The sequence below is a fragment of the Ruegeria sp. S263 genome, from assembly GCF_056780525.1.
Genome location: NZ_CM165558.1, coordinates 415,802 through 441,610, shown reverse-complemented (window position 1 = coordinate 441,610; position 25,809 = coordinate 415,802). Strand labels below are relative to the sequence as shown.

Here is a 25,809-nt window from a genome sequence, read left to right as displayed (position 1 = left end):
AATCACCCCTCCTTCACGCGGTCGACTTTGACGGCCGCGCTGCTGTATTCGGCAAAGTCAAAGCGCAGCAGCCCCGCAACCATGCCCGCCCCCCTGAGGATTTCGAGCCACCCCCTGTAAAACCTGGCCCGAGAGCCGAAGCCGAGGCACAAACAGGTCAGCGCACCCCAGCCCATGGCCGCAACGCTTTTCAGGGCGCGCGTCGCGATACCCCGCCGCCGGATCAGGGCGATGCGACTTAACGTGTTGCCCATTCGGAACCACCGTCGGCCAAGCCAGCGCATTGTCATGCGGTTTTCAGGCACGTCATCCCATACCAACGCATCTGCTGCGGCCCGGATCGTTCCACCGCCGTCCCGCAGCCGAGAAAAGAACTCTTCGTCTTCGCCCCCGGTGATATTGAATCGCGGATCGAACCGCAGGCCACGTTCCCGAATGATTGCCGCATCCGCCATCGCGTTATTCGTCGCCGCAGCCGGCAATGCAGCCCCCTGCACATAAGGTCCCATGCGAAAAAGATTAAGCGCCTCGATCCAGTCCGGTGGTGGTTGCCGGTACCGGGGATCTACGGTCCCTTGCACAGCTACGGTGTCCGGCAGAACCATCGTTTGCAGCATCTGCGCCAGCCAGTCCTCGGACGCTTCTTCATCATCGTCCAGAAAGGCGATGTAATCTGCGTCAGCCGGGGCTTCGTTCAGTGTCCGGTTCCGTGCAGACACGATTCCGCGTTCGTATTCAATGGTGTAGATGACCGGCCAATGGCTGAGTTTTCCGATATCGCCCAGTGCCTCGGTCGCTGGCGCGTCAGGCGCGTTATCGGCGATCACCAAGGTCACACGAATTCCGGGGGCTTCTAGTACTTGCCGGTTCAGGCTTTCGACCAAATTCCGCAGTCCTTCAGGCCGCAAGTAGGTTGCAATGCAAATGGCGATATGCGGCGCGGCTTTATGTGATTGTTCACCCATCATCGGCGAAGCAAGATTCCGCTCTTGCAGTTCCGGTTTCTTGCACCGGTCCTGTCTGGGTTTTGCGTCGGCGATGATCCTTGCATGGTTATCCCTTTTGCTCGGCATCCGCTGGTCGCAGATCGCTCCAGGTGGACCAGGGCAGGGTTTCACGCCCTGTAAGTTCGGCCACAAATTCCATGTCGGGCCTGAACTGGTTCGCCAGCCTTTCCCGCGTTTCAGATGTGGGAGGCGGAACCATGATGTTCAGATGCTGCTTGTTCATCGACAACATCTGTTTCAAACCCGGAAGAGTCTTCAGCTTTTTCACCCCGTCACCCATTCCCAGCGATCGCATCATATCGCCACCGAACCGAAGCGACTTTTGCAAAGTCTTGTTCCTGTAGGTGATGTTTTCATGAAATCTTTCTGAAATCGCCTCTGACCCTTCCCGGGCCGAAAGTCCAAGATGCCCGCAAATCTGATCATAGGACTCGTCTGGACTTGCAGCCACTTCTTCGGAAAACAGCACCAGCAAGGCGTCCCGGTCAAAGTGCTGCAGCCAGTTTTCCAGATTGGTCTTGTACTGGCTTTGCTGCACATAGGCGGGGTTTTGGGCCAGACCCGCCTCGACCGAAGTCGAGGGCGCAATGTGGCCTTTGCGAATCTCATGCAAATGGTTCGAGAACACGCGCCCAATCGGATCCCTGAGGATGCAGATCAGCTTGAGGTCCTTGTTATAGGCCCGCGCCCGCCGGGGCGCATCTGAACTGAAGAAGTAGGTTGGAGAACACTCTCCACATATGTTTCCGGGCGGGGCGTCTGCGAAACAGCTTTCGTACCATGCATAGCCCCGGTCAAAATTCGCGGTGAAGAAATTCAACTCTTTGGTGTCATTCGTCGTCACCGAACTGTGTTCGGACAACACGTGATGCAGCCAAGTCGTCGCGGCCTTTTGCGCACCGATTCCTATGAAATCCACCTTCCCCACACGAAATCCCTTCTGAACAAACCAACTTACCAATACTTCTGGCAAAACTCCGGGAAATTCAGTTCAGCCAGTCTTTGCGCCTCTCTACCTACGCTCGAACCGCTTCGGCACATCTTTTCTAAGCACAATGCTCAACGCATGCGGCAGCGTCCGCATCTGCCTTCTGAACAGATACCGCGGACCGGTCGCCATGCGATGCAACCACTCTAGCCCCATTTTCTGCATCCACAAAGGCGCGCGCGGATAATCCCCGACGACAAAATGAAAACAGCCGCCGCAGGTCACTATCCAGGCACAATGATCCAGTTTTGAGGCTATGTGGCTGGCAAACAACTGCTCTTTTGGCTTTCCAAGCCCGGCCCACAGGATATCGGCCTTGCTAGCGTTGATGTCGGCGATAACGGCCTCTTCCTCTGACGCATCAAAATACCCGTTTCGCCGGCCCACGACCTTCAGACCGGGATACAGGGCGGTCAACTCTTCAGCGCATCCGCGATTAATCTCTTCGGTGCTGCCCAGAAGGTAGAATCCCACATCGTTCTTCGCCGCCGCCGCAGCGGCTGAGTGAATGAAATCGGTAGTGGCCGTGCGTTCGGGAATGCCCTTGGACCCCTGTGTCCACTTCGAGGCCCAGACCACGATCTGCCCATCGGCATGAATGATATCGGCCGCGTCTATCGCCTTGGCGAATTGTGCATCTTCGGCATAAAGCGAGATTCCCTGTGCGTTCGAATCGAACACTGTTAATGTGCGGTGGTTTTGCCCGGCCCTGCGCCGTTCGACATCGTCCAGCATCGCCGACGTAAGCTCGGCGTCGCTGACGAGAGCGACGGGCATACCGCCTACAATTGTGTGCGACAAACGCTTGTCGAGAATCTTGTTCATCTCATAGCCAACTGGTTAAAACACATACAGTAACGGCAGGTTATCAGGACTGCCGATTCTCGCTAATACATACTCCACGAACTGCTCAGTTAATCGGCGCAGCCCCGTGCGAATTAGCAAACCCTCCTAAACTTCCTATCTTTTCGCAGCCAATCATGGTTTTCTAGACCCATTGTTGACGCCATCTGTTGATTTCACTGTTGATACAAGCCCGCTAACACTATGCTCGGGCCTATCCTTACCGCACGTTGTTTTTTGTCATGACTGATCAGTATCGCCGAGGATTAGATGTGGAGCTCTCTGGGACGGGTCTTGCTTCGGCAGGCGACCCAGAGCTTAGAACGCTGTCCAATATTGCCTGGGCCATAAGGCGCTCACTTCCGTGGATCATAGTAATGGGGTTTGTGGGTGCTGTTATAGCATACATTTTCACGTACACCTCGGACACAAAATACACGTCCAGCGCAAAAGTCATGATGGAAACCCGTGTTCAGACCGAAACGCAGTTCACGCCTTACGTTTCAGGCCTGCCGCTTTCGCTGACATCGCTGGAAAGTGAACTTGAGCTTTTACGCTCTACCGACTTGATCGAAGGTGTTGTCGACCGGATGCAGCTTTATCTGGATCCCGAATTTTCTGGGGAAGACACCAGTATCAACCTGTCGCCAATCGCACTGGCGCGTAGCCTAAAGAATAGTCTGGTCGACGCCCTGAGCGGTGATAATGACGAAGTGGTGGGCAGCGATTCCTCGGCGGAAGAGCTTGCGCGGGAAACGACCATTGAGAACCTGCTAAAATCGACACGGATCGAACAGATTGGCGATATTTCAGCGGTCTACCAGATTCGCGTCACGGCGAAGTCACCGCAAAAGGCGGCCGACATCGCCAACAGCCTTGCGTCAGAATACCTGTCAAATCTGACGACCATGAAACGCAATGATCTGGTCCAATCCCAGAGTTGGCTTACAACGCGGATCGGGCATTTGCGGGATGATCTGAACAAACTGAGCTCGGATCTGGAAACACATTCTATCGAAATCCCTTATTCCCCGGACGAATACGCAACCATCAAGGCCCAGCGCATTAAGGCCGAGCGGCGCGCCCAACTGGTGGAAAATGAGCTGGCCCGGATCAAAGAGCAAACCAGCGCGATCCACACCCTGCGCGCGCAAGGAAAATCCCAAGAAGCGATCGACTTTGCCAAGAAAATCGGGTTGCTTCCGCCGGACCTTGGACAGGATGCCAATACCGAGGAAGCGCTAAAGCGCCTCAGTGCCGCGCAGGACATTGCCGAAAAACGGGTAGAGCAGTTGGACGACCAACTGAACGACCTGAACCGCAGCATCGAAGTGTTCCGCGCGCAGCAGGCCGAACAGGTTCAGCACGACTCGGTCACCAAGCGGATCGAAAATGAAATTCTGGTCACCGAAGCGATTTACCGGGACTTCGTATCCCAGCTTGGGCGCAGGGCCGAACAAGGTGATTATCTGGACGCTGGTGCGCATCTTATCGAGCGGGCCCGTGTCTCGGTCGACCCGTCGGAACCCAAGCGGTCGCAGACATCCATCGGCGTGATGTTCATGATCATCTTCGCCGGTCTCGGCTGGACCGTGATGCGCGAAATCTTCCAAAAGCGGCTCAGAACCACCTATGAATTCGAAAGCGCAACAGGGGTAAAACTGTCTGCGATCCTTCCCGAGATCAAAAACGCCCCGCAATTCGAGGCGTTCTTTACCAATGACGGAAAGCTGGACCCCGAGTTTGTGCGATATGGCAAAAAGCTATTGGCCAGCAGTGACGTTGGATTGCGATCCCTGCGCCAGCAGGGCGAGCCGTCCTTCTCGCAAGCGGTCGAGTTTTTCTCGAAAAGTCTGGACGGCAAGCCCAACCAGAGCTTCTCGAACAATGGGTGCGTCATCTTCTCTGGCGCGTCCGCGCTGCCGGATGAAGGGAAAACATCATCCCTTCTGTTGATCGGATCCGTCTGCGCCAAGACAAAATTCCGGACGCTGATTATTGATTGCGATACGGTCGCGTCTGCTTATCGAGATCTGTCAAAACTGTCGGTCGATGAACTGAAATACTGCACCGCTAATCCCTCATCCTTTCAGGAACACATTGTTGCGACGCCTCAGGATGGGTTGGATATCCTGCCGCTTGCCGGCAATCTGGATTCCGAGACAAAGGTATCGCTTGTTGAAGAGTTCCTGCGCTCTCCGGCCTTCATTAATTTGTTGATCACCCTGTCCGATATGTACGAAGTGATCCTTCTGGACACACCGCCCCTGCTGGCGGCGGTGGAATCTGCGTATCTGTCACAGATTTCCCAACGGGTCATTTTGTTTACAAGATGGAACGACACGCACAGAAATTCCGTCTTTCAAGCGATACGTGAGTTGGAAAACGCTGATGTCAGACCTGCGGCCCTGGTTGCGACGCGTGTCGATCTGAAACGCGCCAAAAAATATGGTGATCCCAACCTGGGATAGCGCCTGACACAACAAGTTTTCCTGTAGGCATTTTCAGACTGCACATGTTGCTAGCCCGTTTTCATTGTTCCGTGTTCTGGCCCGACCCCAAAATGCGCCGCGAGAACAGAAAGTTTATAACCATCCCGGCCAGCGTCGCTGGCACCAATGCAATGACCGGATAGGCACCTGCTGTCTCGTTGAGGCGGATCAACGCCACGAACACCGCGTAGTTCACCGCCAGACCAAAGCTCATTGCCAACACATAGCTTGCGAATTCTCTCAGTGTCGGACGGCTGACAGTGGCGAACGTAAAGGTCCGGTTCAAATACCAGGTTGTCGTGACGGCCCCGCAGAAAGAGATAATGCGCCCGATCTCGGGGATCAGTCCAAACCACTCGGTTGTCAGCAACAGCAGACCGGCATCCACGAAGAACGCGATACCACCCACGATTACGAACCTGAAAAACTGAGAGGAAGGCATGTTCACAAGTCCATCGTCGCCATTGATAAAACAATCTCATTTCAAGTGGCCGGGCTTTTCTTGGACCCCACCGAAAGCTCTGGAAAGACCGCAGCAAATTGGCCGCAAAACAGGTTAGAGCTTTGACCCTTATGTCAATTTTTCTTTTGGCATAGGCGAATATCTGGTATCCCAAAACATATTCTGTCAATCCGTGTTTTTTGTTTTTTTGGAGGATGAGTGCCGTGTTGAAGGAGGAGGCAGCTTCGGGTGTGAAGGGTAGCAACCCAGATCACGTTGCTTCGGATGATACGGTTCGGATTGCGATCATTTTACCCTGCTACAACGAAGAAGCGGCGATTGAACTGACCGTTTCTGAATTCAAGGAAGCCCTGCCAGACGCCGACGTGTATGTGTTCGACAACAATTCATCGGATGCGACGATCGAGGTGGCACAGCGCGCGGGCGCGACCGTCCGATCCGAAACAAATCAAGGCAAGGGAAACGTGGTTCGACGCATGTTCGCGGACGTGGAGGCAGACGTTTATGTCATGGCCGACGGCGATGCCACCTATGACGCCAGCAATGTCACTGAACTGATCGCATTGCTGCGGAACAACAACCTGGACATGGTGAACGGGGCACGAAAACACTCGGATGACGCAGCCTATCGGCCCGGCCACAAGTTTGGCAACCGGATGCTGACTTCATTGGTCAAGCTGTTCTTTGGCCGAAACCTTGAGGACATGCTGTCGGGGTACAGGGTGTTCAGCCGACGGTTCGTCAAAAGCTTTCCCAGTATGTCCAGCGGGTTTGAGATCGAAACCGAACTTACCGTTCACGCACTTCAGATGCGGCTTCCGATTGATGAGGTACAGGTCAAGTATCGCGCACGGCCCGAGAATTCGGTGTCCAAGCTGTCGACCTACGGAGATGGCTTGAGAATCCTGCGCATGATCGGCTTTCTGGTGAAGGAAGAGAAACCACTGTTGTTCTTTTTCTCACTCGCCGGGCTGATCTTCATCCCTTCGGGCCTTGTGTTCCTATCGGTGCTTTTGGAGTTTCTGGAAACAAGTCAGGTCGCACGGTTTCCATCCTTATTCGCAGCACTGACCGGGTTCCTGATGTCAATTGTCTGTATCGCCTGCGCCCTGATCCTCGACACCGTTTCGCGCGGCAGAAGAGAGGCCCGCCGCCTCAGCTATCTGCAGTATGAGGCCCCCAAACCCTAAGATCCGGCGCGACGCTGATTGATATGAAACACAAGGTAGGTCGCCAACAGCGGCAATAGCCAGACAACGCGCGCCTGATACCGGTGATGCGGATCCGACAGAACGCCGCACACCACCGCATTTACTACAAGCGTCGCCAAAATCAGGATGCCCAAAGCCAAGGCCGCGTCTGAAACAGGTCGTGACGCGTAGATGTAAAACACTGTCATCAAACTGAAGGCCGCAACCACATAGATCAGGGTTGACAATGCAACAAACGGATAGGCTCCGGTGACGGCCTTCGAGTCCCCGTAATTTTTCAGATCGACCTCGGACATGAACAGCGGTGCCTGCTCACGAAAGACCCGCTTGGCCGTTTCAAACTCGTACAACCCGAACAGGCCGAACTGTTCGGCCGAGTTTTTTAGCGACGCCGCGATTTGCATCCCCGGGTATTCCAGTGCCGCCGTCAGAAAAACCGAGGCGTCCTCATTGCTGAGTTGCAGCTTGGTGTCCGGATCGGACGACCGGAAAAACCCGTCCGGGTGCCACAGAAAATGCTGCGAGTCCCGGCTTTGTAGCGGAGCCGCGCCGCAGATTGTGAACCCGTGCTGTTCGCAGTCATTGTCAATTAGTTCCGCAACCGGTCCATCTTCGATCCCCCGTGCGGTCAAAAAGGGGATGCTTTGCGGCCAGCTTCCGAACATGGTGAAGGCGACATAGGCGAACAGGAAAACCGCAAACACACCTGCGCCAAAGGCGGAACATGATACAAGCAGACCGGAAAACGTGGGCCTGAGCCGCGGCCAGATCGACATGAACAACAAGATTGTCAGCAATCCGAAGATCACCAGAATATGGCTGTTATGAAAGGCGGCGGCGGCGGCCAACGTGACCCAACAGAACACTTGCTGAAGGACCGACAGATTCTTTCTGCCGTAACACAGAAGAAACAGGCAAATAGGTGCCAAAGCCGCAAATATGTCCGGCATGGTGTAAGTCGAAAAATACGGCAGCGGTGTCGCCAAAGCGCAAATCGCCCCGGCGGCCAGATAAGGTTTTACAGGATCAACTGGGCACAGCTGCCTGACCGTCAACCACGCAGCATAGCCAACTATGAGCGACTGAAAAAACGCTAGCAAGTAAGGCTGAACACCGAAAAAGACGTACACGAAAATCCCGTAATATGGGGACCGTGACATGGGTACCGCGAACTTGCCGCCGTTTTCCGAGTTTCCCGGTTGCGCAGTTGTCTCTTCATTCGCGCTCTGCGCTTGTGATCCGGTGTTTTCAGCGATCAACTCTTCGGCAGGTTTTCCGGCAATCGTCTGAACCACCGCTTCACCCGCCTTGTGATACCCTTCCGTGTCAAAGAAAACGAAAGGAAACCCGTTTATGGCCGCTGGCAACATCTGCATGACCGCAAATGTGACGACCAGCATCAAGGCCTTCAAAGTGGTCATGTTCGCTGTATCTGATTGCGGGGAAACACCGACACCAATGGACGCCACGCTGGATGCTTCGTTTTTCATGCTAAAAACCACATTCGAAATTCGTTACCCGTTTAACAACTATGGCGAGGCGGACGGACACCCGCTTTTCAAATTTGCGCCGCGCCGAATGTGCCTCCTCTGACTGGTGATGTATTTGCTGGGCTCACTCGGTCAGAGGCGCTTCGGGCAGCAACTCTTCAACCTTGATCTCCAGGCTGTCACCCGGAAGCAAACGTGTTTGCTTGTCCCCCTGAACCGCCTGCAATTCACCTTCGATCAAACGATAAATTCTGACCGTGTAGTCGATGTCGGTAATTAGACTATCAATCCCCATCTCATTGGACGCCCCGGCCAGATATTTGGCGATCGTGTCCATTTGCAATGTCGATTCCCTAATGGCCAGATTCGCATCCCGCCGCTCCTGCAACAGACGCAAAGACCGCTCTTGTTCGTATTGTTCGCGATCCCGTCTGAGCCGGGTCAGGACCAGACTGGTCGCAGCAAGGTCCTCGTCTACATCCAGCAGACGTGTTGCGGACAGAACGGTTGTACGACGGGTGTCGGCGATACGAGAACCCGGCGCCAGACCACGATCCACAAGACTGATGACCCGCGCTTCTTCTTCTTCGTCGGCAGCCAGCGCCTTAGCCAGTTGGAATTTTTGCTTTTGAAGGATCGCGATACGCTCGCCTGCCTGTTCCTCGGCATCTTCAAAGAAATGCCGTTCACCCGCTTCATTGGCCAGGTTCACCGTGCGAATCTTAATCTGTTCAGCGATCAGATCTGCCAGAACTGTTTCCGATACGGAAACATCATCAATCATAGGCTCGGGGTGGTTCATATTTTGCAACAATTCAGTTGTGACACGCCATTTCCGGGTCAGCGCTTCCGCTTGGTCCAGCGCCGCCTGACCATAGGCTGTTTGCCAGCGCATCAGTTGAATGGGGTCAATGGTGACGTCATCGGTCAAAAGCTGGCTTCTGACACCGCCAGCCAGCGCGACGGCTTCGCGGGCTGTGACACCGGGTCGATAATCAATCTGGCCAGTCCGCGCGACATCCCCGCCAATGATGATCGGTAGATACCCGTTCCGGGAAATCTCAATCTCATCACCATCCAACTGAATGATGAATATCTCACCGTTGTTGTTGTATTGCTTCACGATTTTGCCAGAGGCGTCCAGGCGCACGCGCTGCTCCAGTTCCTCCAGCGACAAACCCTGTGCTTCAAACTGACCAAGCCATTGCAGGTTCACGTAACCATGTACGTCTATTACCGATTCGAATGACAGGTAATCCAGTCCTGTAAACGTCACACGGACGTTATCGCCGGGCTCAAGATCGAAATCCGCAAGGGCGGCTCCGGCGTAAAGAGTAAAAAATATCGCAACCAGGCCACGAGCAAACGACCGAAATTGATCGCCAATCCAGCCGGACGCCTTTCCACACAAATCACACAGTACAAATGTCATCTCGGTCACCACTTAACATGCAGGCAACAAGCCCGGAAATTTCAGTAACCGGTCGCGTTACACACTGCGCCTACGGTTCGGAAGAGAATCTTGAGGTCGAACCAGAACCCGATTTGCCTTGCATAGTCGCTGTCAAACAGCGCGCGATGCGAGAACTCTACATCGTTGCGATCGGAAACCTGCCACAGACCGGTGATTCCGGGCTTCATCAAACCGTATTCGAGACCCGGATATAGAACCTGCTGTTCAGGCAGCATCGGACGCGGGCCAACCAGACTCATATCCCCCACAAGGACGTTCCAAAGTTGCGGCAGCTCATCCAGCGATGTCATACGGATGAACCGGCCGAACCGTGTGACCCGTGGGTCATTTTCCAACTTTTGATGCTTGCGCCATTCAGCGGCCGCCGCCGGGCATTCTTTCAGATGTTGTTCCAGCATCCGCTCCGCATTCGGAACCATCGAGCGGAATTTCAGAAAGTCGAATTCCTTGCCGCCGATGCCCACGCGTCTTTGCCGGTAAATGGCCGGACCACCATCCAGTTTAACAAGGATCGAAATGACAAGAATGATTGGCAGCACAAATGGTGCACCGATCAGGATAAGAAAGATGTCCAACAGACGCTTACCCTTGACGGCGTAAAAACTTTTTAAATTGCAGAACTCGACAACTTCAGAAATAGAGTTTTGATTTGGTTTGCAAATTTCAGAATCTTCTATCCGAATAGAACTTCGAACATGGTTCATAATAACCCCCAAGACAACACAACAGCACTCAAAACGTCAGCGACAAAACATGCCACATACGCTTCGCCGCACGCTGCTCCGTTAAGTGCGGATGCAGAGGCGACTACAAATTCTATTCGCTCGAATTTGGGGTACAGCGCACCAAGTGCGTGATCCCACCCATGTTATAACCCGACTCGGTGCCAACACCGACCGGGATTATTGCCCCGCAATATGATCGCACCTTTAAAATAAAGAGACAACTTATTTGTTGGAGTTTATCGGAGCTCACAAACTTTTGCATCGAAACAGGGCATCATGGGGGTCAGCAGATGGCCAACCGACTGCAATAGTTTCCAAATTGGAAACAGTAAGGCGCATTTCTGCGCACCGTTTCCAAATTCGTTACTGACCGATCTTCGAGGGCAGTTTACTGAACACTTTCAGGCGCAACTTACGGCTGAACGTGAAATGCAAAACGGCAACCAGAAACGGCGTAAAGCATCCAATCAGCAATCCACCCAGCACGGCCACCCCCGTGCTTGCGCCCGTGAGAATCAGCGCGACACAGCACAGAACGGCAACCAGCGGCCCAGAGAGAAGATAAACGATTACCATCTATTACGTTGCTCTTGTTCGGTCTTTTGTCATCTTTATTTCACCTGCCATTTTGACCTCATGCTCTTGTGTGCTCAGGCAGTTGGCTTTGAATATAGATCGCCCCACACGATAAGCCATCAAGTGACACAAAATCTTGAGATCAGTGACAATCTAACATCATATTCAGCTAACCACGAGGGACCCAATCGCCCGATTCAAGAAACCCATGGCAACTGGGCAAAATTATGCCCACACACTGAAGGAACTGTGGCCAAACAGAGGTTAATATATTGTTAAGTATAATTTTTCCGCAGTGGCAAAGTTCGGCTAACGCGCCCGAGGCCGTATTCTATTCCAGACTGTGACAGCCGCGGTTTGCCGAATGAGTACAAGAGTGACGAACATCGCCAAAGACCCAGCCAAAAGCAAAGCGGCCTGAACGAGCAGCGTTGTAGCGTCTTCAGCCATCACACCGAACGGCACAAAAATCAGCCCCCCTGCAAAGGCTTTGGTCAATTCCCGAACGGGGACTTTCAGCGGATCGACCTTTCGTCCGATGTAGAAATACACGACAAAACTGACAAGGCTGCTGACCAGGAACGCATAAGATGCGCCGGGGGCTCCGAACAGGTTGATGACAGCCAGCGACAGCAGGGCATGCACGATCAGCGTCCCGAACGTAATGACCAGTTGCAAGCCGGTCTTTTTGGACCTCATGAACGAATAGCTAAAATAAGCCCCCTGCAGGCCCGTCACAAAAGCCGCGATTGCCAGAACACGCAGGTATCCGGCCGTTTCCTGAGCAAAGCCGTGGTCAAACAGCAGGTTCGCGAATACGTCTGCCGCGCTGACCAGCGCCACGACAATGGGCATCGAAATCAGCATCAGGAACGAGAAATAGCGATCAAGAACCGAGTCGGAATGCGCAATTCCCTTAACCTCGTGCGCTTCAAAAACCGACGGCGCAACCACATTCGAAAGCGTACTCATCGTCAGCACAAGGGACCGCATGGTCAGCGCCTGAGCCGCCGCAAAATAGCCGGCCGCCTCGATCCCCACCAGCACCGCCAGCAACGATTGGGTAGACATCGCACGAAAGACCGAGGTTGACCCGACCACGGCCAATGGAAAGCCAAAGAAAAGGTATGTTTTCGCCTCGGCCCGTTTGGGGAAATAGACGCGCGACCGTCCGACCGTAACAAGCACCGCATAGGCCCCTGTCAGCGCGGCACCAAGCGAAATTCCGATCACGGCGCTTTCGTAACCGCCGCCATTGACGATGAATGCGACGGCCAAAGACACGCCCAGCGCATGACGCAGCAGTGTCACGGCCGCAAATTTCGGCCCTTCGTTATACTGCCGCAAGCAAACGGCGCCGATCTCGTGGATCGCATGGCTGATGCAAAACACGGCAGCATAGAAAAAGCTGTTTGCCCAGGCAAAGGGCAGAATGACGTAGGACATCGCCACGATTGCCAGCAAAGCAAAGACAATCAGGACGGCAGCCCCCAGAACCGTTCCGATAGTTCTGCCTTCGAACTCCTTGGCGTGGTGAAAGCGCCCGACTGAAATCACCAGCCAAAAGAATGTGAACGAGAACAACAGCGTGCCCAGCAGCAGGGTCAGGGTATAGCGCCCAAACTCTACCGGCCCCAGCACACGCGTCATCACCACGAGGATCACAACAGACAGGAATGCGGACAGCATTCTGGGAACAAAATACCACGTCATGAAAGTCCGTTATGCGTAATAGGGCGCGGAGCCGTCATAAAAATACCCAACCGTCAGAAGCTTACATCAACTCATAAGACACAATGCACCCGGAAGTTTTCACATGGGGCCGCTCCCATCAGCTTGCGGGCCAATTCCTGAAAATGCCTCGTGACTACCCGGCGCAGAAACCGAATTTGTTAAACCATATTCCGCGCGCGATGTCGATTTGCTGAAATTATTGGTGAAACTGGGATTTGCCGCGCGCAAACCATCACGGAAACAGCACGAAGATGGACTCAGGCCGTTGGGCTTTGCTAGGCTTGGCTTTGTAGTTTTCTGAGTGATCTGTTGAATCGCGTATTCAGCATTTGGGTATTTGGGTTTGTTGGCCGTGTCATGAGGCATTCCTTTAGCAATATTCCCTATCAGCAGGTGGCGGGCACTTCGTTCCACCACAATGTCCTGCTGATCTGCATGGTCTTTCTGATTCTGGTCGGATCGGACCTTCTGTCTGTCGTCCTGTATCGCAACAACCTTGCCAATCGGATCGAGATCCTCACGCTGCTGCCGATCCTTGCAACCGTTGCTCTTTACTATCGACACCTGTTGCGCGGCGCATTCGCCTCACCCGAAATCGCGCTCATGATTATCATTGCCATTCTGTCTGCATCCTGGAGCGATTACCGATTGCTTACGATGGAGCGCACCGTTCCCTTGGCGGCGACCACCCTGTTTGGCCTGACCTTGGGCAGCATGATGTCCATGCGGGGTCTGGTGCTGTTCGTGGCATTGTATTTTGCCCTTTCCATGGCCCTGTCCCTGGCCGCCATCGGAGCGCTTCCGCAAGCACGTGGATTGCCGCCGTGGGAAAACTCGTGGAACGGCATCTATCTGCACAAGAACGAGCTGGGCGCGAATTCAGTAATGGCAATTCTGTCGTCATTCTTCGCGATGAAGATCACGACCGGACGGCTGCGCATGTTCTTTCAGATCACAGCAGGTGTAGCGGTTGTTCTTTTGATTGCCTCCGATTCAAGAACGGCGCAGATCATCGGGCTGTTTGTGATCTCGGGTTTCCTCATTACCAAAATAATGCCCCGGCTCGAGTTTCTATGGGCCTTGGGCTTCATACTGTTTTCCGCGTTTGTGATTGGAATGGGAACACTTATCCTGGCCTCCGACATTGCCGAGCCACTATTTGCGATGATCGGGCGTCAACCCACGCTGTCCAACAGGATTCCCATTTGGGAACTGACCTGGCCCTATGCCATGGATCGGTTTTGGTTGGGATATGGGTATGCTGGCTATTGGCACGACGCGGCCCCCCATATGCGCATCTACGAAAATCAGTACCAGCTTGGATTCACGCCCTACTATTCGCATAACGGCCTGATCGAAACCTGGCTGAACATCGGTTTTGTTGGCGTCGTGCTGCTGTTTCTTGCCTTCTTTCGGTTCTTCAGCTCGGTGTTTTACTGCATGCGACACCTGAAACCCCGGGATGACTTTGTCCTCGTGTTCGCGCTGAGTGTGGGTTTCATCTTTCTGAATATTACTGAAAGCAACGTTATGGGGCGTCTGGACGGGATGTGGATCCTGCTGGTCATGTACATGACCAAAACGAATCTTGTCGCCAAAGCGCTGGTCGCAGATTTCAGGTTGCGGAGCGCGTCATTGGCATGAGGTACTTCTGCGAAGATAGACAACAGGTTTTTGGGCAGTGCGCTCAAATCAAATCCATCAATTCGATGCCGCCAGCCTTAATTCAAGGCCTCAGGTTTCAACGATTGACAGCGGCCTGCCCTGTATTGTCGACTTTGACCATTCGTCGTTTTGAATCTTTTTTCCAACTTTTGTATCCGTTCGGGAGGCACCATTGAAAACAGCCATTTTTGCAGGTGGTAAGGGTTCTCGCCTGATCGAGGAAACCCGCGTTCGCCCCAAGCCATTGGTCGAAATCGCCAACCGGCCGATCCTGTGGCATATCATGCAGCACTATTCGACCTATGGGCATCATGACTTTGTGCTGGCCCTTGGTTACATGGGTGACCTGATCAAACGCTATATTTCCGATCTGTGTCAGTATGACGGGAATCTCAGGATCGACTTTGCCAAGCGCGAATTGTTCGGCGAGCCCGATTATCACAACAGTGTTCTGGATGCGCAGATGCCGCCCTGGACAGTCGATCTGATCGACACCGGGACGGAAACCATGACAGGCGGGCGACTGGCCCGACTGCAACCGTATCTGGGCGACGAGACGTTTATGCTGACCTACGGCGACGGTGTTTCAAACGTCGATCTGGACGCTCTTGTTGCCTTTCACAAATCACACGGAAAGCTGGCCACGATCACGATGGTGCGCCCGCTGACGACATTCGGGCATCTGCAAGTGCGCGAGGACGGGTTGGTCGAAGGCTTCATGGAAAAGCCCGAGACAGCCGCCGACTGGATCAATGGCGGGTTCTTCGTGCTTGAACCCGAAGTGTTCGACGCCGTCGCCAGCGTGAATGGCGACGAGATTATGTGGGAAGAAGGACCCCTGCCCAAGCTGATGGAATTGGGTGAGTTGATGGCCTACCGCCATCCTGGTTTCTGGTATTGTATGGACCATCTGGCGGATAAACGCCGGCTTGAGGAGATGTGGAAAAATGGCAACCGACCGTGGGCAACATGGGAAAATTCAAAAGGTTCTGTTAACGGGTCATCTCGGCTACGTGGGGACGGTCACCGCCCCGGTATTGGCCGAGGCGGGAATCCAGGTGACTGGGTGCGATATAAATCTCTTTGACCGGGCCGATTTCGCCCCCGGCGGTGCCGTTCCCGAAATCCCGAACCTGGGCAAGGACATTCGCGACCTGACGGTTGACGACCTCGAAGGTTTTGACGCGGTGGTGCATCTGGCGGCCCTGTCGAATGATCCCTTGGGACAGCTTCGCCCCGGCCTGACACAGCAGATCAACCACGAAGGCACGGTCCATGTGGCGAAGCAGGCCAAAGCCGCCGGTGTGCGTCGGTTTGTTTTTGCGTCCTCCTGCTCGAACTATGGCCGGGCCGGAGAGGATTTTGTCGATGAAGATGGCCAGCTTAACCCACAGACGGATTACGGCGTATCCAAGGTTCTGGCCGAGCGGGACCTGAAGCCACTGGCAGATGACAGCTTCACGCCCACTTTCCTGCGCTTTGCGACCGCTTATGGTGCAAGCCCCCGAATGCGGTTCGACATTGTTCTCAACAACCTGATCGCACATGCCTATACCTCGGGTCGCATTCTGATGATGTCAGATGGCACGCCGTGGCGTCCGATCATCCACGTCGAAGACATGGCCCGTGCCTTCCTCGCCACGCTCGAAGCCGATCCTACCGAGATTTCGGGCGAGGCGTTCAACGTTTGCCGAACCGAAAACAACTATCAGATCCGCGATCTGGCCGAGATCGTGGCCGACACGGTTCCGGGTGCGAAAATCGATTATGCGGCCGATGCCGGGCCTGACAATCGGTCATACCGGGTCAGTTCAGCCAAGATCGAAAAGTCCATCCCGGGCTTTCAACCCAAATGGGACGCAGTCCGGGGGGCACAGCAATTATATGATGCCGTCAAAGCCTGCGACCTGCAGGTCGAGGATTTCGAAGGTCGCAAGTACAAACGTCTGGCCCAGTTGGAGGCCCTATTGCAGGAAAACCAACTGGATCAGGACTTTCGCAGAACCGTGCCGATCGCTTCGTGATCGGCACGCGCCGCGCTAGATGGCCTGAAGCTCTTGAATGACGGTTCGGGCGCCCCGCTCACCGGATTTGAACGCTTCATCCGTCCACTGATAACCCCACTCCCCGAACCGCCCAACATAGGTAATGCCAACCTCGTCCAGCCACTTGTGAACGATTGGCAGAGCTTCCTCGCGGTCAAGGTCGAAGATGATGTTGGCGTGAGTAATCAACCGGGCATCCGTGTGCAGAATCTTTTCGTCCTCGGCGATCAGGCCAATTTTGACGAGGTCATCAATCACCGGCTGGATCAGCTCTTCGGGCGCGACGTCCAGCGGCCTGTATTTATGTGAATAGTAGCATTCCGCTTGAATAGAGCCGCATCCTGGCGGGCAAGTCCGGGTCGACATCTTGTGGGGGAAGCTCAACCGGGTAAAGACGATGTCCTCATCGTAAATATATGTCCAAGTCGCAGGCGTGAAATCGTCGCGCGCCAGCCCGATATTCACAGTCACACATGTGGTACAGGCCAGTTTTGCCGCAGCATCCAGAACATGCTGGGGCGCCCCTTTGACCATGGGGATCAGGTCAGGCAGCGGGATGGATGAAATCAGCTTGCCATATTCTTCGGTCACGCCGTTTTCAAAACGGACAGTTTTTGCAATGGGATCAATGGCGACAACCTTGTGATCCAGATGCAGGTCAGTCTTTTTCAGGAACGGCTTGAGATAGGAAATGAACCCACCTTCGGTCGGGTAGCGGAAGTCGGTGATATAGTGCACGTCCGGCGTTTCCGCGAAAACCGCGCCGCGGATCACCTCTTCCATCGACGGGCGGTACAAACGCGGCCCCATCCAGACCGTGCTCATCTGATCGGCGTCAACGGTATGGTATTTCTTGCCATAAACCGCTGGAAAATGCGTGGCAAAGGTCTCACCAAAGACCGAGATTAGCCATTCCAGATAATTGGCGGGTTTTTCCACCACGTCCTGCTTGGAGGCTTCGATAAAGTCCAGAATACAATGGGTTTTCAGCTCATCCGGCAAGTTGTGCAAATTCGCCTGCGCCGGATGTTTGACCCATGCGCCGTGGTAATAATTGTTCACGTAAGCCTGCAGTTTCTCAAACTTGCCATCCACATTGCTTGAAAACAGCTCTTGAATGCGGGGGTCCTTCGAGAACGAGATATGCGGGCCGTCGTCAAAGATGAAACCGCTGTCATGCGCGAATGTCGCGGTATGACCACCGGGGAACGGGTTTTTGTCATACATTCTGCTCGTCACGCCCTCAGAATGTAGATGATGCGCAGCGCCGAGTCCGGCCATGCCAGAGCCAAGGATAACTATGTTCTCGTTACTCATATCAGGATTCTTTCACAATTTCGCGGCGCCACCAGGCGATGGTATCCGCAACTCCGGTTTCCAAATTAAACTTCGGGGACCAACCCAGCTCGCGACACAGGCGCGAGTTGTCAGCCTCGACCAAGGGCGGATCACCTGCGCGTGCTTCCCGTGCGCCCAACCGAACCAAGTCTTCGGCGTCGATCTGACGGGCGATCTCGGTTATCAGGTCGGCCAGCGGGATCGCGGTGCCGCTGCCGATATTCAGCGGGCCTTGCAGATCGCTGCCCAGCAGATCAACCAAAGCGCGGGCAACATCGTCGACATGCAGAAAGTCCCGTTTCTGACGGCCATGCGTGCACAGGGCTTCGCGACCTTCCAGCAGCGAAACGATCACATCCGCCGCAAGCCGTTTTGGGCTTTCACCCGGTCCATACAGGAAGAACGGCCGCGCCCATGCACCAGATAGCCCCAGCGCAGCACACATCCGTTCAAATACAACCGAAAGGCCAGCTTTGGCCGCGCCATATTCCGTGGCCGGAACCAGCGGAGTCACGCCTTCGCGCAGTTTGACGGGCGCACTCCAGTCATACTCCATGCACGAGCCGCAAAACACGACACGCTGCCCCCCGGCCTCGGCAAAAGAGAACAGCAAATCCACCGAATGCTGTACCCAGCGAAAGTTTTCCAGCGACTGCTGGTTGCCCGGCCCCATATACCAGGCCAAGGCCAGCAAGTGGCTGGGCTTCTGGCCCTGCAACAAGTCTCTGACCGCAGCGGTATCTTCCATGTCGACCTTTACCCACTCCACATCGCCATCCATTGGCGGCGGTGGATCAGTTCGATGGGTCGCGATGACCCTGTACCCGGCAGCAGCAAGGTTTCGCACACAAGCCCGACCGATGAAGCCAGAGGCACCCGTGACCAGCACTTTTGAATTTTGGGTCTTCAAATTCATCTGGTTTCAAGCTCCGGTCACAGAATCTGTGGGCGTTACGTGTCTAGCAGAGGCCAGGACGCGTCCTTTTCGGAAACAATACTGACTTTAATGGGCCATTGTATCCCGAGAAAAGGGTCATCGTATCGAATCCCCCCCTCCACACCGGGCGTGTAGAATTCACTGGCGGAATAGAACGCCTGCGCGCCGTCCGTCAGTGCAAGATAGCCATGCGCAAACATCTCTGGCACGTACAGCGCACGACGGTTCTGCGCGGACAGCTCAATTCCGAAATGCTGGTGATAGGTCGGGCTTTCCGGCCTTAGATCGACGATAACGTCGTAGATAGCGCCCGAGATACAACGCATGAACTTGGCCTCGGCCGCAGGTGCGTTTTGGTAATGCAGGCCACGGATCGTTCCCTTTTTCTCGTTATATGAGAGGTTTACCTGTGCGACCGCTGGTTTGAGGCCGTGCTGTTCGAATTCCTCAGCACAGAAGGCGCGGGCAAAAAAACCGCGATCATCCGAGATTTCCTGCAGATCGACAACAAAAGCGCCCTGCAAAGGCGTTTCAGTAAAAATCATTAACCATCCGCCTGTTCCAACGGTCACCAAATATCGGGTGGTTCAGATTCTGAGACCGGGCGTGGATCAGTGGTAAGAAAAATGACCCTAAAAAAGAGCCCGCGAAGTGAACCAGACGTAAAAACTTAACCAGACAACGCGGATTATTTCCATAGTTTTTGAAGCGGTCAGCCGATATCGTCCGGGCAATGCTGAAATCTCGATCTTACAGGGCAATCAGCCGGGCAAGTTGAAAGGTTCGGGAAGAAAGTCTTTGAATAGGCCACGTAGTGGTTGTGAAATACATTTTGTCTGGAATCCTTAAAAGGAACACGTATTTGACCAGCCCAGCCCCGTCCGCAAAGACGCCCAGAGAAGTTCTGATTTTCTCCCAGCGCAGCCTGAACGACAACGTCTCGCGCTGTTCGGGGTTTGAGTTCGAAGACCTGATTGCCGAAATCGAAAACGCCGAGATTCTGGCGCCAAAGCGCGCCAAGGAACGGCGCCTGCCCTTTAACCCCAAGCGGTGGCTGTCCAAACGCTCGGATCTGTTCAGGCACTGGCCGTCCGGCGTGCAGAAAACCAAGCTGGATCGCGACTACGACCTGTTCTTTTGCGATGCGCAAAAACCAGAAGAGCTTTTGGCGCTGGACGCGATTTCTAACTGGCGCGCACGCTGCGGTCTGGCCGTCTGTGTTCTGGAAGAGGTCTGGTCGAAGGAGTTGGATCTTCATCTGCCGCTTATCAAATATCTGGCCCAATTCGACCTGATCTGCTGCGCCTTTGCTGAAACTTGCGATGACCTTCAGCGCATAACAGGAAAACCCGTCATTCACCTGCCTGGCGCGGCTGACATGGTTCGCTTTGCACCAGAAGCAGCAACTTCGGACCGCCCGATCGACGTTTATTATATGGGCCGCAGACGTCCGGAATTGCATGATAGGTTGCTTCAAAAGATCAAGGAACGCGGCGGTTTCTACCTTTATGACTCGGCGACCAAGCCACCCGTTACCGCGCAACACCGCGTGCACCGTGATCTGCTGGCAAATCTCGTTCAGCATTCCAAACTGTTCATGGTCGATATCGCCAAAATCGGCCACGAAGATCAGATAAAGGGCAACATCGCGTGGGGACCGCGCCACGTGGAAGGCATAGCGGGTGGGGCCGCGCAGGTTGGCTACGCCCCCGAAACCGAAGACTATGAACGGTATTTCGACTGGCCCGAGTCCGTGGTCAGGCTGTCCGAAGACCCTGACGCGGCCATTGACCAAATTGTTGCTTTGCTGGACGACCCCGCAGAACTGGACCGCATGCGCAGGATCAACCTCGCAGCGGCAACGCAAAAACACGACTGGCTGCATCGCTGGGCACAGATTCTGGACCACCTGCAAATCCCCCAGACAGACGGGATGGCAAAGCGCCGTCAGCATCTTGCAAATATCGCAGCCGGTTACAGAAGTGATGATCCTTCATACACGGATGCGACCAAGCTCGTGAGTGCGCCCTGACCGATCTGAGCCACGCCCAAGCACCCGACACAAGGCCGACGCTCATACACTAATTGTAGCGAAAGTCGCGGGGCGGCAAGTTGCACTCTACAACCCCCTCTAACCAGTCAATGAAAAAACCGGTATGCGCTCAAAACAATAACATGCCGCCCACCTTACGATGATGACATTGTGGCAAAACTGTGTCCACGATTCTTGCGGAAACGAATTGTTTCCTAAATAGAAACCTATAATTTTCAGTAAGTTAATATCAGGTTACGTGAATATATGCAATAATATTTCACTATCGTGAAACGCAAGGCAGTTACTGTTGCCGGATAGAAAACAGTATCCCCCGATGCCTTGAGTCAGGCTGTACGGAAGCCGTTCATAGCGACGCCCGTGAAACAGGGTATGGGATCAAAATTGAGCTTTTCCACTGGCAGACGCCTCTCAATCGAACCGGTAACCAAAGGCCTCAATATCTTCGCCATAGCGCCGGCCGATGATCTGACGGGTGCGCTCATCAAACGCCGTGTGATAGCTTTCTGCGGCCGGTTTGACATTCTGCGCTGCGATTCTGGGGAATGTCACACCGGTCAGGCTTTCAACCCTATCGAGATCAGCATCAAAGCTTTCGATCTTGCCCACGAAATCGCAGATCTGCGCACCCGCACTGGTGGACAGGTGGCGCGTCTGCGACAACCAGTGACGGTCCGCCACAGCATCGCTTCCATAATCGCTGTCCAGCCACTCGACAAACTCCGGGAACGGCATAAACGGGCGAATTCCTTCAAACCGCGACAGAATCGACAGCTTTGACGCCGTCACTGCATCGGCAATCTTGTCCTTCCAGCACGAATGAACCCGAGACCAGGGATTGCGTACAAAAGAGAACACAAAATAGTCCGGAAAACCGGCGGCAATCTCATCTGGCGTGCTGTCGAATTCATGACCCGGCGCATTGCCGCTGGCCTGAGCAAACATCGCCTGAACGGTGCGGCTGGCAACCTTTGGAATCGGAGCAGCCAGAACCTTCTGTTGCCGCAACACAAACCTCTCGGCCCTCGGATCGCAGCTTGGCGGCGTGCCTTGCCTAAGCAGCCTCAACCCTTTGAACGCGGCCTGCGACATGGTTGGGGAAAAAAGGCGACGGTGCCGAAGCTTCATCCTAACCCTCTGCTCGCCATACGGCTGTCTGGTGTCGCGTCAGCACGTTCGAATCCCTTTCGTATGGCCCTGTTTTTGAAAGATAACACATCCATTTTACCTTGTCCCAGCCCCCGCAAGGACTCCGACGTCACACCTGCTGTTAACTGCACAAATACAAAGCCGGTCCGAATGGCTTGGATATGCGCGATGACCCAAAAACTGTGCATGACGACGGGCAAAGCCCTAAATGGTGCCAAAATTCCCGCAAACAGGTGATTTTCATAGATGGCAAACAACCAACATCGGTCCTTGGAAGCCTAAACAAATGACGCTGTTTGAAAAAGTGGTGAGCCGTGCAGGATTCGAACCTGCGACCCACTGATTAAAAGTCAGTTGCTCTACCAACTGAGCTAACGGCCCACTCTTTTGTCTGGATCTTCTCGATCCGTGGCGCTCTCTAAGGCATTTTCCCAACTGGGTTCAAGGCCTTTTTTGCACCTCGTTTCGCCAACAATTTCTTGCGTTTCGGCGTCCCGATAGGCGGCCTACTTAGGCAGGTGGCGCTGGGGGGTCAACCCCTTTTTTGAGGAATTTGCACTGCAGGCTGGATTCCCGTCCTGCGCAACGCTATATGCCCGCTATGCAACAAGATCCAAACACCGGTTTGCCCTTCATGAAGATGCACGGGCTGGGCAATGACTTTGTCATTGTGGACGCCCGCGCGCAGTCCGCCGAAATTTCCCCTGCGCTGGCAAAGGGAATCGGTCACCGGCAGTTTGGTGTTGGATTTGACCAATTGGCCGTTATCGAAAACGGCGAATCGGATGCGCATCTGGTCTTCTACAATGCGGATGGGTCGACTTCGGCCGCCTGCGGGAATGCCACACGCTGCATTGCGCGGTTTCTGATGGAAGAAACCGGAAAATTAGCCCTGACCCTGACAACAGAGCGCGGGACGCTCTACGCGCAGGATGCAGGCGACGGCCTGACGTCGGTCAACATGGGACATCCTCAAACCGATTGGCGCGACATACCTCTGGCCGAGGATGTAGACACCCTGGAACTGCCAATCGAAGGTGGACCGACGGCCACGGGCATGGGCAACCCGCACTGCACATTCTTTGTCGAAGATGCCGACGCCATTCCCCTGACCGAGTTCGGCGCGCGCTATGAACATCACCCGCTTTATCCCGAACGCACCAATGTGCAGGTGGCGCATGTAATCCGACCGGATCACATCCGTATGCGCGTATGGGAACGGGGTGTGGGCATCACTTTGGCCTCGGGCTCATCGTCCTGCGCAACTGCGGTGGCGGCTGCACGTCGCGGCCTGACGGAGCGCAATGTACAGATTGAACTGGATGGCGGTACGATCTGGATTGATTGGAAAGACGACGGTGTCTGGATGACCGGCCCGACCTGCCACGTCTTCTCGGGTACCCTGACACCTGAGTTCCTGAGGACGCTTGGATGAGCATCCCTAAATTCACCACCCTGGGCTGCCGCCTGAACGCCTATGAGACCGAGGCGATGAAGGAGTTGTCGCAGCAGGCGGGCCTGTCGAACGCGGTCGTGGTGAATACCTGCGCCGTCACGGCCGAGGCCGTCCGAAAGGCCCGGCAGGAAATCCGCAAGCTGCGCCGCGAAAACCCCGATGCGCGGCTGATCGTAACCGGTTGCGCCGCCCAGACCGAACCCGAAACCTTCGCCCAAATGGACGAGGTCGATGCCGTTATCGGCAATACCGAAAAGATGCAGCCCGACACTTGGAAAGGCATGGCCGCCGATTTTATCGGCCAGACCGAAGCGGTTCAGGTCGACGACATCATGTCCGTGACCGAAACCGCTGGCCACCTGATCGATGGCTTCGGCACCCGCTCGCGTGCCTATGTGCAGGTTCAGAACGGCTGCGATCACCGCTGCACCTTCTGCATCATTCCCTATGGCCGCGGAAACTCGCGCAGCGTCCCCGCGGGCGTGGTGGTGGATCAGATCAAGCGGCTGGTGGACCGAGGCTATAATGAGGTGGTGCTGACCGGCGTAGACCTGACCTCATGGGGCGCAGACCTGCCAGCACAGCCCAAGCTGGGCGATCTGGTGCTGCGCATCCTCAAGCTGGTACCGGACTTGCCGCGCCTGCGGATCAGCTCGATCGACTCGATCGAAGTGGATGAAAACCTGATGCAAGCCATCGCCACCGAGCCGCGCCTGATGCCCCACCTGCACCTGTCGCTGCAGCATGGCGACGACCTGATCCTGAAACGGATGAAGCGCCGCCACCTGCGTGACGATGCTATCCGCTTTACTGAAGAGGCCCGCAAGCTGCGCCCAAACATGACCTTTGGCGCGGATATCATCGCAGGTTTCCCCACCGAAACAGACGCCCACTTCGAAAACTCGCTGAAACTTGTCACCGACTGCGACCTGACGTGGCTGCACGTCTTCCCCTATTCCAAACGCGAAGGCACCCCGGCCGCCCGCATCCCGCAACAGATCAATGGCAATGTCATCAAAACGCGCGCCGCCCGACTGCGCGCCGCCGGGGACGCTCAGGTCGCCAAGCATCTGACCGCCCAACTGGGCAAAACCCATCACATTCTGATGGAAAACCCCACCATGGGTAGAACCGAGCAATTCACCGAAGTCACCTTCACCACCCCTCAACCCGAAGGCCAGATCGTCACCGCCACGATCACGGATCACACCGGTAGCCAACTCAAAGCCTGATCCGCGCTTCATCTGGCCAAAAATATCCCGGGGATGAATTGGCCGCAGGCCAAGAAGGGGCTGGCCCCTTTATCCCGCCCTCAACGAAAAACCCCCGCTACCGGATGGCGCGGGGGTTCAAATTTCTAGCTGTCGAAAACCTCAGACGGTCTTCTTGCCTTTTACACCAGCCCACAAACGCTTGTTCACAAGGTACAGCAGGACCGACAGAACAGACAGGAACAGCACGCCGACAAAGCCGGAATACTTACGCTCCATCATCTTCGGCTCGGCAGTCCACATCAAGAAGGCCGCAATATCCTCGGACATGGCTTCGACGGTGGCCGGATGACCATCCGCGAATTCTACCTGATCTTCGGACAGCGGAGGCGCCATCGAGATCCAGCCGCCCGGGAAGGCTTTGTTCTCATAAAGAACGGTGCCCGCCTCTTCCTTTTCCTCACCGGTGTAACCATCCAGCAATGAGGCGATGTATTCCGCACCACCCATACCTTTGAACAGTTGGTTGATCCCCAGACCATAGGGGCCGTGGAAACCGGCACGGGCCTTCGCCATCAGGCTCAGGTCAGGCGCGCCAACACCGTTGTTCGCCGGGAAGTGGTCAGTTGGGATGGCCGGGCGGAAATCGTCCAGCTCAGGATCGAACACTTCGAAGTTACCCGCCGCATAGGCGATGACTTCTTCTTCCGAATATCCCAGCGCTTCGAGATCACGCAAAGGTACATATTGCAGGCCGTGGCAGGCCGCACAAACCTCGGTATAGATCTGAAGACCGCGCTGAAGCTGATGCTTGTCCCAGGTACCAAACGGCCCTTCGAACGAGAAGTGGAAATCCTCGATATGCTGCTCGCCGCCACCTGCCGCGAAGGACGCAGCAGGGGTAAGAGCCAAAGCAAACGCGGCACCGATTGCAAGTTTCTTGAACATGTTT

Annotated in this window: 22 protein-coding genes and 1 tRNA gene; 8 read left to right on the top strand and 15 right to left on the bottom strand. The window is 54.9% G+C overall.

Features of this window, described 5'->3' with window-relative positions; translation table 11 throughout:
• Positions 1-2 precede the first annotated feature (2 nt).
• The 3 genes from ACT2B1_RS02135 to ACT2B1_RS02125 form a co-directional block, all read right to left on the bottom strand.
• Positions 3-1,073 (bottom strand): glycosyltransferase family 2 protein, encoded by a 1,071-nt coding sequence (locus tag ACT2B1_RS02135; RefSeq protein WP_171240280.1) that lies wholly within the window; start codon positions 1,071-1,073, stop codon positions 3-5.
• Positions 1,054-1,926, bottom strand: coding sequence for a sulfotransferase family protein (locus ACT2B1_RS02130; RefSeq protein ID WP_171240279.1), 873 nt, complete (start codon positions 1,924-1,926; stop codon positions 1,054-1,056). The genes ACT2B1_RS02135 and ACT2B1_RS02130 overlap by 20 nt, the downstream gene beginning before the upstream one ends.
• A 93-nt stretch (positions 1,927-2,019) precedes the next feature.
• Positions 2,020-2,820, bottom strand: coding sequence for a WecB/TagA/CpsF family glycosyltransferase (locus tag ACT2B1_RS02125; protein WP_481668480.1), 801 nt, complete (start codon positions 2,818-2,820; stop codon positions 2,020-2,022).
• 290 nt (positions 2,821-3,110) lie between these two features.
• Here ACT2B1_RS02125 and ACT2B1_RS02120 point away from each other — a divergent pair, with 290 nt between their 5' ends.
• On the top strand, positions 3,111-5,309 hold the full coding sequence (locus tag ACT2B1_RS02120) for a GumC family protein (protein WP_481668479.1): 2,199 nt from the start codon (positions 3,111-3,113) through the stop codon (positions 5,307-5,309).
• 61 nt (positions 5,310-5,370) lie between these two features.
• Here the strand turns inward: ACT2B1_RS02120 and ACT2B1_RS02115 are convergent, their stop codons facing one another.
• Entirely contained in the window at positions 5,371-5,772 is a 402-nt protein-coding gene (locus ACT2B1_RS02115; protein ID WP_171123164.1) for a GtrA family protein, read from the bottom strand.
• A 224-nt stretch (positions 5,773-5,996) separates the two neighbouring features.
• Between ACT2B1_RS02115 and ACT2B1_RS02110 the strand changes: the two genes are divergently transcribed.
• Entirely contained in the window at positions 5,997-6,983 is a 987-nt protein-coding gene (locus ACT2B1_RS02110) for a glycosyltransferase family 2 protein (RefSeq protein ID WP_371813484.1), read from the top strand.
• Here the strand turns inward: ACT2B1_RS02110 and ACT2B1_RS02105 are convergent.
• The 5 genes from ACT2B1_RS02105 to ACT2B1_RS02085 all read right to left on the bottom strand — a co-directional run bounded on the left by ACT2B1_RS02105 (position 6,980) and on the right by ACT2B1_RS02085 (position 12,982).
• Positions 6,980-8,494 carry a hypothetical protein gene (locus ACT2B1_RS02105; protein WP_481668478.1) on the bottom strand — a complete coding sequence of 505 codons (1,515 nt, stop codon included), beginning with the start codon at positions 8,492-8,494 and terminating at the stop codon, positions 6,980-6,982. The genes ACT2B1_RS02110 and ACT2B1_RS02105 overlap by 4 nt on opposite strands.
• Positions 8,495-8,618: 124 nt before the next feature.
• Entirely contained in the window at positions 8,619-9,926 is a 1,308-nt protein-coding gene (locus ACT2B1_RS02100; RefSeq protein ID WP_481668477.1) for a polysaccharide biosynthesis/export family protein, read from the bottom strand.
• A 41-nt stretch (positions 9,927-9,967) separates the two neighbouring features.
• Complete coding sequence (locus ACT2B1_RS02095) at positions 9,968-10,543, bottom strand: sugar transferase (protein ID WP_171124029.1); 576 nt, start codon at positions 10,541-10,543, stop codon at positions 9,968-9,970.
• A 513-nt stretch (positions 10,544-11,056) separates the two neighbouring features.
• On the bottom strand, positions 11,057-11,269 hold the full coding sequence (locus tag ACT2B1_RS02090; RefSeq protein WP_171123174.1) for a hypothetical protein: 213 nt from the start codon (positions 11,267-11,269) through the stop codon (positions 11,057-11,059).
• A 309-nt stretch (positions 11,270-11,578) separates the two neighbouring features.
• On the bottom strand, positions 11,579-12,982 hold the full coding sequence (locus tag ACT2B1_RS02085; protein WP_481668476.1) for an oligosaccharide flippase family protein: 1,404 nt from the start codon (positions 12,980-12,982) through the stop codon (positions 11,579-11,581).
• Between the two features lie 378 nt (positions 12,983-13,360).
• Between ACT2B1_RS02085 and ACT2B1_RS02080 the strand changes: the two genes are divergently transcribed.
• From ACT2B1_RS02080 to ACT2B1_RS02070, 3 genes are all read left to right on the top strand, one after another.
• Positions 13,361-14,647, top strand: a complete 1,287-nt coding sequence (locus ACT2B1_RS02080) for an O-antigen ligase family protein (RefSeq protein WP_481668475.1) — start codon at positions 13,361-13,363, stop codon at positions 14,645-14,647.
• A 193-nt stretch (positions 14,648-14,840) separates the two neighbouring features.
• On the top strand, positions 14,841-15,755 hold the full coding sequence (gene rfbF / locus ACT2B1_RS02075) for a glucose-1-phosphate cytidylyltransferase (RefSeq protein ID WP_217350997.1): 915 nt from the start codon (positions 14,841-14,843) through the stop codon (positions 15,753-15,755).
• Positions 15,682-16,692 carry an NAD-dependent epimerase/dehydratase family protein gene (locus tag ACT2B1_RS02070; protein WP_371808231.1) on the top strand — a complete coding sequence of 337 codons (1,011 nt, stop codon included), beginning with the start codon at positions 15,682-15,684 and terminating at the stop codon, positions 16,690-16,692. Before rfbF ends, ACT2B1_RS02070 begins: the two co-directional genes overlap by 74 nt.
• Positions 16,693-16,707: 15 nt before the next feature.
• On the opposite strand, the gene ACT2B1_RS02065 is transcribed toward ACT2B1_RS02070, so the two are convergent.
• The 3 genes from ACT2B1_RS02065 to rfbC are packed head-to-tail and all read right to left on the bottom strand — an operon-like array spanning position 16,708 to position 19,533.
• The gene (locus ACT2B1_RS02065) at positions 16,708-18,030 is read right to left on the bottom strand and encodes a protoporphyrinogen/coproporphyrinogen oxidase (RefSeq protein ID WP_171240273.1); all 1,323 of its coding nucleotides are present in this window, start codon (positions 18,028-18,030) and stop codon (positions 16,708-16,710) included.
• A gap of 1 nt (position 18,031) precedes the next feature.
• Positions 18,032-18,967: an NAD-dependent epimerase/dehydratase family protein gene (locus tag ACT2B1_RS02060; RefSeq protein WP_481668474.1), complete on the bottom strand. Its 936-nt coding sequence runs from the start codon at positions 18,965-18,967 to the stop codon at positions 18,032-18,034.
• Between the two features lie 35 nt (positions 18,968-19,002).
• A complete protein-coding gene (gene rfbC, locus ACT2B1_RS02055) occupies positions 19,003-19,533 on the bottom strand; it encodes a dTDP-4-dehydrorhamnose 3,5-epimerase (protein ID WP_171240271.1) in 531 nt (176 codons plus the stop codon).
• A 317-nt stretch (positions 19,534-19,850) separates the two neighbouring features.
• Between rfbC and ACT2B1_RS02050 the strand changes: the two genes are divergently transcribed.
• Entirely contained in the window at positions 19,851-21,020 is a 1,170-nt protein-coding gene (locus ACT2B1_RS02050; RefSeq protein ID WP_481668473.1) for a glycosyltransferase family protein, read from the top strand.
• Between the two features lie 432 nt (positions 21,021-21,452).
• On the opposite strand, the gene ACT2B1_RS02045 is transcribed toward ACT2B1_RS02050, so the two are convergent.
• A complete protein-coding gene (locus ACT2B1_RS02045; RefSeq protein WP_171240270.1) occupies positions 21,453-22,169 on the bottom strand; it encodes a sulfotransferase family 2 domain-containing protein in 717 nt (238 codons plus the stop codon).
• Positions 22,170-22,495: 326 nt separating this feature from the next.
• Positions 22,496-22,571, bottom strand: a tRNA-Lys gene (locus ACT2B1_RS02040).
• A 211-nt stretch (positions 22,572-22,782) separates the two neighbouring features.
• On the opposite strand from ACT2B1_RS02040, the gene dapF reads away from it, so the two are divergent.
• Positions 22,783-23,625: a diaminopimelate epimerase gene (gene dapF, locus ACT2B1_RS02035; RefSeq protein WP_171124010.1), complete on the top strand. Its 843-nt coding sequence runs from the start codon at positions 22,783-22,785 to the stop codon at positions 23,623-23,625.
• Complete coding sequence (gene mtaB / locus ACT2B1_RS02030) at positions 23,622-24,878, top strand: tRNA (N(6)-L-threonylcarbamoyladenosine(37)-C(2))-methylthiotransferase MtaB (protein WP_171240256.1); 1,257 nt, start codon at positions 23,622-23,624, stop codon at positions 24,876-24,878. The genes dapF and mtaB overlap by 4 nt, the downstream gene beginning before the upstream one ends.
• Positions 24,879-25,019: 141 nt before the next feature.
• Here mtaB and ACT2B1_RS02025 read toward each other — a convergent pair whose 3' ends face one another.
• Complete coding sequence (locus tag ACT2B1_RS02025; protein ID WP_171124256.1) at positions 25,020-25,805, bottom strand: cytochrome c1; 786 nt, start codon at positions 25,803-25,805, stop codon at positions 25,020-25,022.
• Between the last annotated feature and the right edge of the window lie 4 nt (positions 25,806-25,809).

Excerpts from the sequence above, each read along its gene's own strand:
- ACT2B1_RS02090 (WP_171123174.1), bottom strand. The coding sequence starts at position 11,269 with ATGGTAATCGTTTATCTTCTCTCTGGGCCGCTGGTTGCCGTTCTGTGC.
- mtaB (WP_171240256.1), top strand. The coding sequence starts at position 23,622 with ATGAGCATCCCTAAATTCACCACCCTGGGCTGCCGCCTGAACGCCTAT.
- ACT2B1_RS02125 (WP_481668480.1), bottom strand. The coding sequence starts at position 2,820 with ATGAACAAGATTCTCGACAAGCGTTTGTCGCACACAATTGTAGGCGGT.
- ACT2B1_RS02025 (WP_171124256.1), bottom strand. The coding sequence starts at position 25,805 with ATGTTCAAGAAACTTGCAATCGGTGCCGCGTTTGCTTTGGCTCTTACC.
- ACT2B1_RS02135 (WP_171240280.1), bottom strand. The coding sequence starts at position 1,073 with ATGCCGAGCAAAAGGGATAACCATGCAAGGATCATCGCCGACGCAAAA.
- rfbC (WP_171240271.1), bottom strand. The coding sequence starts at position 19,533 with ATGATTTTTACTGAAACGCCTTTGCAGGGCGCTTTTGTTGTCGATCTG.
- ACT2B1_RS02045 (WP_171240270.1), bottom strand. The coding sequence starts at position 22,169 with ATGAAGCTTCGGCACCGTCGCCTTTTTTCCCCAACCATGTCGCAGGCC.
- ACT2B1_RS02065 (WP_171240273.1), bottom strand. The coding sequence starts at position 18,030 with ATGAGTAACGAGAACATAGTTATCCTTGGCTCTGGCATGGCCGGACTC.
- ACT2B1_RS02115 (WP_171123164.1), bottom strand. The coding sequence starts at position 5,772 with ATGCCTTCCTCTCAGTTTTTCAGGTTCGTAATCGTGGGTGGTATCGCG.
- ACT2B1_RS02100 (WP_481668477.1), bottom strand. The coding sequence starts at position 9,926 with ATGACATTTGTACTGTGTGATTTGTGTGGAAAGGCGTCCGGCTGGATT.
- ACT2B1_RS02085 (WP_481668476.1), bottom strand. The coding sequence starts at position 12,982 with ATGACGTGGTATTTTGTTCCCAGAATGCTGTCCGCATTCCTGTCTGTT.
- ACT2B1_RS02080 (WP_481668475.1), top strand. The coding sequence starts at position 13,361 with ATGAGGCATTCCTTTAGCAATATTCCCTATCAGCAGGTGGCGGGCACT.
- ACT2B1_RS02060 (WP_481668474.1), bottom strand. The coding sequence starts at position 18,967 with ATGAATTTGAAGACCCAAAATTCAAAAGTGCTGGTCACGGGTGCCTCT.
- dapF (WP_171124010.1), top strand. The coding sequence starts at position 22,783 with ATGCCCGCTATGCAACAAGATCCAAACACCGGTTTGCCCTTCATGAAG.
- ACT2B1_RS02105 (WP_481668478.1), bottom strand. The coding sequence starts at position 8,494 with ATGAAAAACGAAGCATCCAGCGTGGCGTCCATTGGTGTCGGTGTTTCC.